The 12,468-nt window shown below is 68.7% G+C and carries 8 protein-coding genes; 5 read left to right on the top strand and 3 right to left on the bottom strand.

All coding sequences use genetic code 11. The annotated features are described in order from the left end of the window. The first annotated feature begins 234 nt into the window (after positions 1-234). Together ACILR9_RS22565 and ACILR9_RS22570 are read left to right on the top strand one after the other, a co-directional pair. On the top strand, positions 235-4,566 hold the full coding sequence (locus tag ACILR9_RS22565; protein ID WP_395712295.1) for a DEAD/DEAH box helicase: 4,332 nt from the start codon (positions 235-237) through the stop codon (positions 4,564-4,566). 172 nt (positions 4,567-4,738) lie between these two features. After that, positions 4,739-6,310 (top strand): winged helix-turn-helix domain-containing tetratricopeptide repeat protein, encoded by a 1,572-nt coding sequence (locus ACILR9_RS22570; protein ID WP_395712214.1) that lies wholly within the window; start codon positions 4,739-4,741, stop codon positions 6,308-6,310. A gap of 173 nt (positions 6,311-6,483) precedes the next feature. On the opposite strand, the gene ACILR9_RS22575 is transcribed toward ACILR9_RS22570, so the two are convergent. Together ACILR9_RS22575 and ACILR9_RS22580 are read right to left on the bottom strand one after the other, a co-directional pair. Further along, positions 6,484-6,912: a GFA family protein gene (locus tag ACILR9_RS22575; protein ID WP_395712215.1), complete on the bottom strand. Its 429-nt coding sequence runs from the start codon at positions 6,910-6,912 to the stop codon at positions 6,484-6,486. Positions 6,913-7,192: 280 nt separating this feature from the next. Next, positions 7,193-7,468 (bottom strand): hypothetical protein, encoded by a 276-nt coding sequence (locus ACILR9_RS22580; protein ID WP_395712216.1) that lies wholly within the window; start codon positions 7,466-7,468, stop codon positions 7,193-7,195. A gap of 96 nt (positions 7,469-7,564) precedes the next feature. Between ACILR9_RS22580 and ACILR9_RS22585 the strand changes: the two genes are divergently transcribed. Both ACILR9_RS22585 and ACILR9_RS22590 read left to right on the top strand, forming a co-directional pair. Further along, positions 7,565-8,557, top strand: a complete 993-nt coding sequence (locus ACILR9_RS22585) for a Bug family tripartite tricarboxylate transporter substrate binding protein (protein WP_395712217.1) — start codon at positions 7,565-7,567, stop codon at positions 8,555-8,557. Between the two features lie 25 nt (positions 8,558-8,582). After that, positions 8,583-9,308 carry an enoyl-CoA hydratase/isomerase family protein gene (locus tag ACILR9_RS22590; protein ID WP_395712218.1) on the top strand — a complete coding sequence of 242 codons (726 nt, stop codon included), beginning with the start codon at positions 8,583-8,585 and terminating at the stop codon, positions 9,306-9,308. Between the two features lie 209 nt (positions 9,309-9,517). Here the strand turns inward: ACILR9_RS22590 and ACILR9_RS22595 are convergent, their stop codons facing one another. Continuing rightward, positions 9,518-10,552, bottom strand: a complete 1,035-nt coding sequence (locus tag ACILR9_RS22595) for a TIGR03617 family F420-dependent LLM class oxidoreductase (RefSeq protein WP_395712219.1) — start codon at positions 10,550-10,552, stop codon at positions 9,518-9,520. Between the two features lie 106 nt (positions 10,553-10,658). On the opposite strand from ACILR9_RS22595, the gene ACILR9_RS22600 reads away from it, so the two are divergent. Next, positions 10,659-12,302 carry a GMC family oxidoreductase gene (locus ACILR9_RS22600; RefSeq protein WP_395712220.1) on the top strand — a complete coding sequence of 548 codons (1,644 nt, stop codon included), beginning with the start codon at positions 10,659-10,661 and terminating at the stop codon, positions 12,300-12,302. The last annotated feature ends 166 nt before the right edge of the window (positions 12,303-12,468 follow it).

Raw genomic sequence — 12,468 nt, forward strand, 5'->3', positions numbered from 1 at the left:
TCGGCGGATGGACCGGATACCAAAGTGACAAATCAAATGGCCCCATCACTATGCGCGACGGACTCGAACGCTTCTACGCTATCGCTGATGGTTACCATCTCGCAGCGCAACATCTGTGCTCAAGTTAGCCAGCGGAGCTGGGGAGGAGAATGAGGTGAGCGCCGCCGCGGGCCGCCTGCCGGGTTGATCCGGGTACTGCTGGCACCCATATTTCGAGGCCCCCCGTTGTTCCTTATGGATAAAGCCCTGTTTCATCCGGCCGTCGCCGCCTGGTTCGACAAGACCTTTGCCGCCGCGACGCCGGCGCAGGCCGACGCCTGGCCGTTGATCAAGGCCGGCAAGCACACCCTGATCGCCGCACCCACGGGCTCGGGAAAGACGCTGGCTGCCTTCCTGGCCGCGATCGACGACCTGGTGCGCACCGGCCTCGAGCACGGCCTGCCGGACGAGACGCGGATCGTCTACGTGTCGCCCCTGAAGGCGCTGTCCAACGACGTCCAGCGCAATCTCGAAGGCCCGCTGGCTGGCATCGCCGAGGAGCTGCGCAGCCTCGGGCTGGCCGATCTCGACATCCGCCCGTGGGTGCGCACCGGCGATACCGCGCCGGGCGAGCGTCAGCGCGCCAACCGCAGGCCGCCGCACATCGTCGTCACGACGCCGGAGTCGCTCTACGTGCTGTTGGGCTCGGAGAGCGGCCGCAAGATGCTGGCGACGACGCGTACCGTGATCGTCGACGAGATCCACGCCGTCGCCCCCAACAAGCGCGGCAGCCATCTCGCCCTGTCGCTGGAACGCCTCGATGCGCTGTGCGGCCGCGAGCTGCAACGTATCGGCCTGTCCGCCACCCAGAATCCCATCGAGGAGGTGGCGCGTTTTCTCACCGGCGATCCGAAGGGCTGCGCGATCGTCGATTCGGGGCACCGCCGCCATCGCGACCTCGCCATCGCGCTGCCCGACTCGCCGCTCGAATCGGTCATGTCGCACGAGGTCTGGGAGCAGGTGTATGGCCGGCTGGCCGACCTCGTCGGCCAGCATCGCACGACGCTGATCTTCGTCAACACGCGGCGGCTGGCCGAGCGCGTGACGCGCCATCTCAGCGAGCGCCTGGGCAGCGAGCACGTCCGCGCCCATCACGGCAGCCTGTCGCGCGACCAGCGCTTCGACGCCGAGCAGCGCCTCAAGGCCGGCCAGCTCAAGGCCCTGATCGCCACCGCGTCGCTTGAGCTCGGCATCGATATCGGCGATGTCGACCTTGTCTGCCAGATCGGCTCGCCGCGCTCGATCGCGAGCTTCCTGCAGCGCGTCGGCCGCTCCGGTCATGCCGTCGGCGCCACCCCGAAGGGCCGCCTGTTCCCCTTGTCACGCGACGAGCTGGTGGAATGCTCGGCCCTGCTCGACAGCGTAGGGCGCGGCGAGCTCGACCGGCTCGCCCTCCCCGAGGCGCCGCTCGACGTGGCGGCCCAGCAGCTGGTTGCCGAGGTCGCGGCGCAGGAATGGAGCGCCGACGCGCTGCTGGCCCTGATGCGGCGCGCCTGGCCGTACCGCGCGCTGGCGCAATCCGACTTCGATGCAATCGTCGCCATGCTGGCCGACGGCTTCTCGACGCGGCGCGGCCGGCGCGGGGCGCTGCTCCATCACGATGCGGTCAATGGCCGCCTGCGCGGCCGGCGCGGCGCGCGCCTGACGGCGCTGACGGCGGGCGGCACCATCCCCGACAACGCCGACTACCAGGTGCTGCTCGAGCCCGAGAACCACGTCATCGGCTCGGTCAACGAGGATTTCGCGGTCGAGAGCCTGGCCGGCGACGTCTTCCAGCTCGGCAATCGCAGCTACCGCATCCAGCGCGTCGAGCGCGGCACGGTGCGCGTCGAGGATGCCCAGGGCGCCGCGCCCAACATCCCGTTCTGGCTAGGCGAGGCGCCGGGCCGCTCGGATGCCCTGTCGGCTGCCGTCTCGCGCCTGCGCGAGGAGGCTGCCCGGCACCTGCGCAAGGATCCCGTCGGCGAGGGGCTGCTCGACTGGCTGACCGATGGCCTCGGCCTGGAAGCCGAAGCGGCGCGCCAGCTCGTCGAGTATCTCGCCTCAGGACACGCTGCGCTGGGCGTGCTGCCGACGCAATCGAAAATCGTCCTCGAACGTTTCTTCGACGAGGCGGGCGGCATGCAGCTGGTCGTGCATTCGCCTTACGGCAGCCGCCTCAACCGCGCCTGGGGCCTGGCGTTGCGCAAGCGCTTCTGCGCCACCTTCAATTTCGAGATCCAGGCGGCGGCGACCGAGGACAACATCGTCATCTCGCTCACCCAGGCGCACAGCTTCGCGCTGGAGGAGGTGGCGCGCTACCTGCATTCGAGCTCGGCGCGCCAGGTGCTGATCCAGGCCGTCCTCGATTCGCCGATGTTCACCACGCGATGGCGCTGGGTCGCCGGCGTCTCGCTGGCGCTGCCGCGCATGCGCGGCGGCAAGAAGGTGCCGCCGCAGCTCGCGCGCATGGCGGCCGAGGATCTCGTCGGCTCGGTCTTTCCCGACCAGATCGCCTGCGCCGAGAACTTGCCGGGCGACCGCGAGATACCCGACCATCCGCTGGTCGGGCAGGCGATTGCCGACTGCCTGGGCGAGGCGATGGATGCGGCAGGCTTCGAGCGCGTGCTGAAGGGAATCGAATCCGGCGCCATCGAGGTGATCGCGCGCGATCTCAACCAGCCCTCGCCGCTGGCGCTGGAAGTGCTCTCGGCGAGGCCTTACGCCTTTCTCGACGACGCGCCGCTCGAGGAGCGCCGTACCCAGGCCGTCATGGCGCGGCGCTGGCTGGCGCCCGAGCAGGCGGCCGATCTGGGCCGTCTCGATGCGGCGGCGATCGCGCGCGTGATGAGCGAGGCCTGGCCCGACGCCGAGACTGCCGACGAGCTGCACGATGCGCTCTGCTGGCTGGGGTTCCTCACCGTCGAGGAAGTTGCGAGGCAGCCGGGCTGGAATGCCCTGCTCGGCTCGCTTGCCGCCGACAAGCGGGCGGCGCTCGCGGGCGATCTGTGGATCGCCGCCGAACGCCTGCCGCAGATGCGCGCCCTTCGGCGTGACCTGAAGACGGTTCCCGCGATCGAGCCGCCGGCAGCGGCGCTCGAGAGGCAATGGTCATCCGACGAAGCGCTGGTCGAGATCCTGCGCGGGCGCCTCGAGGGGTTGGGGCCGGTGACCGAGCAGGTGCTGGCGGCGCCCCTGCTGGCTGCCGGGCTGGTCTCGGCCTCCGCGGTCGAGAGCGCCTTGTTGGCGCTGCAGCGCGAGGGCTTCGCGCTGCGCGGCCACTTCACGTCGGGCGCCAACGCCGACGAATGGTGCGACCGGCGGCTGCTGGCGCGCATCCATCACTACACCATCAAGCGCCTGCGCAGCGAGATCGAGCCCGTCGCGGCGCGCGATTTCCTGCGCTTCCTGTTCCGTTGGCAGCGCGTCGCGCCGGACGCCCAGGTCTCGGGCCCCGACTCGCTCGATCCGGTGCTCGCCCAGCTCGAAGGGTTCGGCGCCGCTGCCGCCGGCTGGGAGTCCGAGATCCTGCCGGCGCGGCTCAAGGACTATCGACCGTCCTGGCTCGACGCGCGCTGCCTTGCCGGTCACGCGACCTGGATGCGGTTGCGCAATCGCAACGCCACCGCCACGGGGCGCGCGACGACCGTGCGGACCACGCCGATCACGATCCTCGCCCGCCGCCAGGCGAGGCTGTGGCGTTCCCTGTCGCCCGCCGCCGACGCTGCCCGGCCCGGCCCGCGCGCGCAGGCGGTCGTCGACTATCTCGCCGCCAACGGCGCCTCGTTCTACGAGGAGCTGCGGCAGCATGCCGGCCTGCTGCGCTCGCAGCTCGAAGAGGCGCTGGCCGAGCTGGTGGCGCTGGGCCTGGTCACGTCGGACGGCTTTTCGGGCCTGCGCGCCCTGCTCGTCCCGCCGAGCGAACGGACCAGCGGCCGGCGCCGTCGTCGGGTGGTGAGCGGCGGCCTGGAGGAGGGCGGGCGCTGGTCGTTGCTGGCCGGCCCGGCGGCAAGCGGCAGCGGGCCGGCTGCCGACGCCGTCGAGCACGTGGCGCGCGTGCTGCTGCGCCGCTGGGGCGTCGTCTTCTGGCGTCTTCTCGAGCGCGAGTCCGGCAACCTGCCGCCGTGGCGCGAGCTTCTGCGCGTCTATCGCCGTCTTGAGGCCGGCGGCGAGATCCGCGGCGGCCGTTTCGTCGCCGGCTTCACCGGCGAGCAGTTCGCGCTCCCTGAGGCGGTGGGCCTGCTGCGCGAGGTCCGCCGCCGTCCTGCCTCAGGTGAATGGACCGCCGTCTCGGGCGCCGATCCGCTCAACCTGGCGGGCATCCTGACGCCGGGACCGCGCCTGCCGGCCCATGCCGGCAACCGCCTGCTGTTCCGCGACGGCATCCCCGCGGCGACGCTGTCGGGCGGCGAGATCCGCTTCGTGGAGACGCTCGACGCGGCGACGGAGTGGTTCGCCCGCAAGGCGCTGGTGCGCCGCCCGGGCGGGGTCGCGACGGACCTCGGTGCCGTCGAGCACCTCCCGGCGCCGCTCGCGGCCGAGGGCTGAGCCTAGCCAGGCTTCCTCATGGTTGGGCGGCGGGTGTCTCGCTGCTCATGCTCATGTTCTTCCGGGCCGCGAGCATGAGCGGGCAAGATGCGCGCGGTCCAGAAAACTCTCTGCTGCCTGTCTGTCCTCGGGAACCGCTTGATTCTTCCCCGGCGTCGCGGCAGGGAGTGGCGTGCTGTTCCATTTTTCAGACCATGTGCTGGACATCGTCCGGCGCGAGCTGACACGCGGCGCGGAGCGCCTGGAGATTGAGCCGCAGGTGTTCGACCTGCTGGCCTTCCTGGTGCAGAACCGCGATCGCGTGGTTAGCAAGGACGATCTCATCGCGGCCATCTGGCAGGGTCGCGTGGTGTCGGAATCGACCCTGACCAGCCGCATCAATGCGGCGCGCAAGGCGGTCGGCGACAACGGCCAGGATCAGCGGCTGATCCGCACCCTGGCGCGCAAGGGCTTCCGGTTCGTCGGCGTGGTCGCCGAGAGCGCCGAGTCGGTGCCAGCGCCGGCTACATCCGTATCGGTCTTCGCAGCGGCCGCGGCGCCCGCCCATCCGGCGCCGCTCGACCGTCCGGGCATCGCGGTGCTGCCCTTCGTGAACATGAGCGGCGAACCCGAGCAGGAGTACTTTTCCGACGGCATCAGCGAGGACGTCATCACGGCGCTGTCACGGCTGCGCTGGGTCTACGTGATCGCCCGCAACTCGTCGTTCGTCTACAAGGACCGCGCCGTTCATCTCGCCCGGATCGGCAGCGAGCTGGGGGTGGGCTATGTCGTGCAGGGCAGCGTGCGCAAGGCGGGCGATCGCGTGCGCATCACCGCCCAGCTCAATGCCGTGGCCACCGGCAGCCATATCTGGGCGGAGCGCTACGACCGCGCGCTGGCCGACGTCTTCGCCGTCCAGGACGAGATCTCGCAGGCCATCGTGGCGGCCATCGAGCCGCAACTCTACGCGGCGGAAAGCTCGCACGCCCGGCGCAGCACGCCCGACAGCCTCGATGCCTGGGATCTCGTCATGCGCGCCCTGACGCACTATTGGCGCGTCACGCGGCAGGACAACGTCGTGGCCCAGGCGCTGCTCGAGAAGGCGATCAGCATCGATCCCAACTATGGCCAGGCGCTGGGCGTGCTGGCGACCAGCCACGCCTTCACCGCTCACATGGGCTGGGAAGATATGGACACCGGCATGGCGATCGCCGAACGCGCCGCGCGCGCTGCGATCCGCGCCGATGCCGAGGATGCGTGGGCGCACAATGCGCTCGGCCACGCGCTGCTGTTCGCCCGCCGCTTCGACGACTGCCTGGCCGAGTTCGAGCTGTCTCTGCAACTCAATCCCAGCCTGGCGATCGCGCACGGCTTCTACGGCCTGGCGCTGAGCTATTGCGGCCGCTGGGAAGACGGCGTTCGCGCGGCGCGCCAGGCGCTGCGCCTCAGTCCACGCGATCCGTGCGCGGCGATCTACTGCGGCATCGACGCCTACGCGCAGTTCGTCGGCGCCAACTACGACGAGGCGATCCGCCTGTCGCGTGAGGCCTTGCGGCTGAAGGCAGACTTCGTCGGCGCTCATCGCGTGCTGACCGCCGCGGCGGCGATGATGGGCCAGCACGACACGGCAAGCGCTGCCCTCGGCGAGCTGCGGCGCGCCCAGCCAAACATCTCCCTGGCGTGGCTCGGCGAACGCATTCCCTTCAAGCGCGACGTCGACCGCGAGCATTACCTCGCGGCATTCCGGCGCGCCGGTCTGGAGTGAAAGGTCTCGTGCGCCGGGATCACGCCACTCCGTGGCGCTCATGGGATTTGTGATCAACAAGAAGAGCGCCACAGTCGATGGAGGCTACCCCGCTTGAAGTGGCGCGCTCCCGGCCATGACCCATGAGGCGAGCGGGACGCTCGCGGCCCGGAAGAGCCTGATTGTTTCCGCGCCTACTCGGCCACCATGTCGCCGGAGCCGCCAAAGTCCTTGGGGAAGTCCTTGAAATTGGGCAGCCCGTCGTTCATCGGCAGGACGGTCTCGGCATAGTTCACATGCAGGCCGGGCTGGAACTTCAGCGCGGGAATTGTCGCCGCATAGACGTCGATCAGCCCGAGCGGCGGATGGCCGGTCATGAGATGGCCGCCGCACTTGGTGCAGAACTTGCGGTCGCTCACCGGCGTCTTCATGAAATGGCCGACCAGATCGGCGCCCTTCGTGATCTTGACGTTCTCCGGCTTCCACAAGGTGAAGGCGTTGACCGGTCCGGCCGACCACGAGCGGCACGACCGGCAATGGCAGTAGCCCATGCCTTCCGGCGCGCCCGTAGCCGTGATCTCGACAGCACCGCAAAAGCACGTTCCGATGTGAGTGGCAGTCATGACGTCCTCACTCTCACTGCATTGTAGGGCGAGGGCAGTGTTCTCTCGAAACAAGGTGGGAAGAGGGCAGCGAATCGCGTGGCGCGAGCCTCCGGAGCTGGCGCTTGGCACTTCGCCGGTGCAGTCGCTGCACTGCCCGTTGGGCGGCCTCGACTCGGTGTGACGACACGGTTGTGCACACCCCGCGAATGAGCACTTGAGGGCCCAGCGCGGCGATTGAAAGATCGCCAGCAGCTTATTCCTCCTCCCCGGCGAAGACGTGCGGCGAGAAAGCGGCCGGTTACTGCACCCGCTCGATCTTCGCGGCCATGTCGGGGATCAGCCGCACCTTGTAGGTCGCGTTGGTGCAAGTGAGGATCCAGACGGGCTCGTCCGGCCAGGACTGCTTGACGAGCTTGAGCGCGCTCGCCGAACCCTCGCAGGGGTGGCCCTGCGTGCGCACCTGCGCGGCGATGTCCTCGGCCGGCGGAATGACCTGCGCCTGCACGATTCCGGCAGACAGAATGGCGGGGAGCCCGAAGGCCAGGAGGAAGCGTAGAAGCTGGTGCGATTTCACTGTTCGATCCCGGATACGAGCCTAAGCCCGCGCGGCGCTGGAGACAACTTGCCGATCTCGCGTGGCACGCCAAGATGCGCCGAGGTGAGGAGACGCATGACATTTCACGAGATGAACCGGCGCCGCCTGCTGGCTGCCGGTGCGGCGACAGCCGCCTTCGGGACGACCGTGCACATCAACAGCGCGCGGGCGCAGAGCTTCCCGAGCGGGCAGGTGACCTTCATCGTGCCGTTTCCGCCCGGAGCCTCGACCGACGTCACCTTCCGTCTGGTCGCGGGCAAGCTCGCGCAGATGTGGGGCCAGCCGGTCGTCATCGACAACAAGGGCGGCGCCAACGGCATCATCGCGGCCGAGGCGGCGGCGCGCGCCAAGCCCGATGGGCACACGTTGTTCACGACCTCGTCGATGACGCATGCCGGCAATCCCGTGCTCTACGACAGGCTGCCCTACGATCCGATCAAGGATTTCGAGCCGGTGACGCGCATGAGCATGGTCCCGCTGGTCATGCTGGTGCACAAGGGCCTGAAGCTGAAGTCGCTCGCCGAGCTCACGGCGCTGCTGAAGGCCGAGCCCGGCAAGCACAATTTCGGCTCCGGCGCGATCTCGGCGCGGTTCGCCGCCGAGCTCTACCGCATGCTGGCCGGCGTCGAGGCGATGAACGTCAACTACCGCAACCACCAGCTCGGTGCGCCGGACCTCAACTCGGGGGCGATCTCCTTCACGGTGCCCGACCTGTCGAGCTCCAAGATGATCCTGAACAGCGGCTGGGCCGATCCGCTGGCCATCACCCAGGCCGAGTCCTCGCCGATGCTGCCGGGCGTACCCGGCGCCATCGCCGCCGGCCTGCCAGGCTTCATCTTCACCACCTGGTCGGCCGTCTACGCGCCGCGCGGCACGTCCAAGGAGATCGTGGCCCGCCTCAACAAGGATTTCATCGCCGCCGCCACCTCGGCCGAGATCAACGAGAAGCTCCTGGGCATGGGCGGCCCGATGAACCCCACGACGCCGGAGGAGCTGCGCGCGTTCACGCTGAGCGAGATCGAGGCGTGGCGCAAGGTCGCCAAGGCGGCGAACATCCGTATCGAATAACGAAGCCATCGGGGAGGAGGCTGTCATGGACGAGGTGCTGCTGATCGAGAACCGGGGTGCGGTGCGGCTGCTGACCCTGAATCGCCCGACCAAGCTCAATGCCTTGAACGCCGATCTGGTGCACGCGCTGACCGACGGGTTGCGTGCGGCGCAGGCCGACGACAGCGTGTCGGTGCTGATCCTGGCCGGCTCCGGACGGGCCTTCTGCGCCGGCATGGACACCTCCACGCCGCGCGTGCTGACGACCGAGAGCCGCAGGAACCTGGTGTGCCACGCCGACGACAGCGTCGCCCTGTTCAACCTGCTGACGCGCATCGACAAGCCGATCATCGCCGCCGTGCACGGCTATGCGCTCGGCGCCGGCTGCAGCCTGGCGCTCGGCGGCGACCTCGTGGTCGCCGCGGAGAGCGCCCGCTTCGGCTATCCCGAGCTGAAGGCGGGCCTGACCGCCTCGACCGTCTCGGCTCACGCTGCGCACGTGATGAGCAAGAAGATCGCGCTCGAGCTGCTGCTGCTCTGCGAGAACATCGCCCCGCAGCGCGCCTACGAGCTCGGCCTGGTCAATCGCGTCGTGGCCAACGACCAGCTCCAGCCGGCCGCGCTCGCCATGGCCGAGACCATCGCCAAATGGAACAGCGAATTCGTCGCCCAGACGAAGCGCACGTTCCACCGCGCTGCCAGCCTCGACGTGGAGCAGGCGATGGAGATGGCGCGCGATATTTCCGTGATGATGGCCCGCCTGCCGCAGTAGGTTTCGATAGGGGCAGCGCGCCCTGTGGGCGTTCCTCGGAGCACGTGAGTGCTGAGGCGACGCGGATTTCTTTTGTCATCCTGAGGGCAGCGAAGGATCTCATCGCCCGACGTTGCGAAGCACTCCAATTGCCAATGGCGATGAGGTTCTTCGCTGCGCTCAGGACGACAAGAAGGCTGTGGCCGCTCCCCTCAGCCTCGAACCGCGGCCTACGCCGCCTTGCGCACGGCGCGGGCGACCTCGCCCCAGCGGTCCAGCACCTTCGGGTCGACCTCGCGCCAGTGCGAGGCGAGGTAGATCACCAGCCGCGAGGCGATGCCCTTGTAGCGCGCGATCATGCGGTCGGCGACGTCGTCCCAGCGCGCGACCACGGCGAACTGGTCGAGAATCTCGTCGGTGATCAGCGCCTCGCTGCGCGCGCTGTCGCCCGACCTCAGGCAGTCGCGAAGCTGGTCGCGCATGCCGGTGTAGCCGAGATCGTCGAACTGGAAGGCGTAGTTCGGCGTGGCGCCGTAGAAGGCGATCGTCGTCTTCGCCTCCTTGATCGGCGTCAGCCGATCCTCCGGCGTATCGCCCGCCGCGACGATCACCGGCACGATCAGATCGACCTCGGAAGGGTCGCGGCCGGCCCGCGCCGCGCCCTCGGCGACGCCCGGCAGCAGGCGATTGTTGATATAGTGCATCGAATGCATCGGATGGACGTGGATGCCGTCGGCGACCTCGCCCGCCACCCGCACCATGATCGGACCCACCGCCGAGATGTCGACCTTCACGTCCTCGTAGTTGTGCCGCGATGGCGTCCATTGCTCGGTCAGCAGCGAGAGCTTGTAGTACGGGCCGTCATGCTGCAGCGGGCGCTCGCGGCGGAACGCCGACAGGCAGGCCTTTACCGCCTGCACGTAATCCTTCATCTGCGGCGCCGGCTTGTCGAAGGAGCTGGCGTAGCGCCTGGTGATGTGCGCCTTGACCTGGCTGCCGAGCCCGAGGCGGAACTTGCCCCGGGTGTTCTGCGCCAGCTCCCAGGCGATCTCCGCCGTGATCATCGGGCTCCTGGCAAACGCGATCGCGATGCCGGTCGAGAAGTGCAGGGAGGGCGCCGCCATCGCCGCGGCGGCGATGTTCATCCACGGCACCTGGTGGCCTTCGGTGAACAGCATGCCGGAGAAGCCGGCCGCCTCGGTGCGGCGCGCCAGGTCGGCCACGTGATCCCACGTGGTGGCGCGCGTCATGACGTCGAATTCCATGGCCTTCTCCCGTACCGCGGTGCGGCTGTCCAGGAGGCGCCGCTGCCCGCGGCCTTGCCACGGCCGCGACGGACGGGTCAAGGTGGACGCGAAGGAGAGCGCTCCCATGCCGACTGCTGAAGGCCTTTATGACTACATCGTCGTCGGCGCCGGCTCGGCAGGCGCCACGCTCGCCGCCCGGCTGAGCGAGAGCGGCGCCCATCGCGTGCTGCTGCTGGAAGCCGGCACCGAGGAGTCGGGCTACTTCTGGTCGCGCGTCCCGGTCGGCGTCTCCAAGATGATCGACCTGCCCGCCGTCAACTGGTGCTTCAGCGCCGAGCCGGATGAGGGATCCGGCGGTCGCCGCATCGAGGTGCCGCGCGGAAAGATGATGGGCGGGTCGAGCTCGATCAACGGCATGGTCTATATCCGCGGCCAGGCGCAGGACTACGACCACTGGGCGCAGCTCGGCAATCGCGGCTGGAGCTGGCAGGACGTGCTGCCGGTCTTCAAGCGCATGGAGAATTACAACGGCGGCTCGGACGAGCTGCGCGGCCGCAACGGGCCTCTGCGCATCACCGACACGCCGCGCCACAAGATCCCGCTGCTCGAGAAGATGATCGAGGCGGCAAGCAAGATCGGCCTGCCCTTCAACCCGGACCTCAACGGGGCGACGCAGGATGGCATCGGCATGTCGCAGGTGACGATCGCCAAGGGGCGGCGGCAAAGCACGGCCTTTTGCTATCTCGATCCGGCACGCGGGCGGTCCAACCTGGTGATCGAGAAGGGGGCGCTGGCCGAGATGCTGATCCTCGAAGGCAGACGCTGCACTGGCGTGCGCTACACGGTGGGCGGTGTGAAGCGCGAAGCGCGTGCGGCGCGTGAGGTGATCGTGAGCAGCGGCTCGATCAACTCGCCCAAGCTCTTGGAGCTGTCCGGCATCGGCCAGGGCGAGCTTTTACGCGCGCACGGCATTACCCCGGTCCACGAGCTGAAGGGCGTCGGCGAGAACCTGCGCGACCATTATTCGCCGCGGGTGAAATTCGCCATCACCGAGCGCAACGCCACCTTCAACGACAATGCACGCGGCTGGCGGCTGGCTCGCGAGGCCATCAAGTACGCGCTGTGGGGCGAGGGCTTCCTGGCTACGACCTCGGTGCCGATCCGCATGTATTTCCGCACGCGACCCGGCCTCGAGACTCCCGACGCCACTGTCTCGATCCTGCCGTTCCTCTATGAACGCGTCGGGCATGAACGCCGCATCGCGCGCCAGCGCGGCATCACCATGAACATCAACGTGCTGCGCTCGGAGAGCACCGGGTCGATCCACATCAAGTCGGCCGATCCGGCCGCGCCGCCGGCGATCCGCTTCAATTTCCTTTCCGCGCGCGCCGACCGCGAAGGTCTGCTTGCCGCCATCCGCAAGGGCCGCGAGCTGATGGCGACCTCGCCGCTCAAGGAGGTCACCGGCGAGGAGATCGCACCGGGCGCGAAGCTGCAAACGGATGACGAGTTGCTCGACTGGGTGCGCAACAACGCCGAGACGACCTATCACCCGGTGGGCACCTGCAAGATGGGCGCCGATGCGATGGCCGTCGTCGACAACGAGCTCAAGGTGCACGGCATCCAGGGCCTGCGCGTCGCCGATGCCTCGATCATGCCGACCTTGACCAGCGGCAACACCAACGCGCCCTGCATCATGATCGGCGAGAAGTGCGCCGAGATGGTGCTGGCCGCCGCGACGACGCAGGACCGCCGCAAGGCGGCGTGATCCTCTCATGCTCTTCCGGACTGCGAGCGTCTCGCTTGCCTCATGAATCGATCTTCTCATTTTCCTCCCCAGCTTCGCTGGGGAGGTGTCTCGGTAATCCGAGACGGAGGGGTCAGGTGTCTCAGTGGGGCTTATGACCCCTCCGTCGGCGAAGACGCCGACACCT

This window comes from Reyranella sp. (genome assembly GCF_044224635.1).
Taxonomy (GTDB): domain Bacteria; phylum Pseudomonadota; class Alphaproteobacteria; order Reyranellales; family Reyranellaceae; genus Reyranella.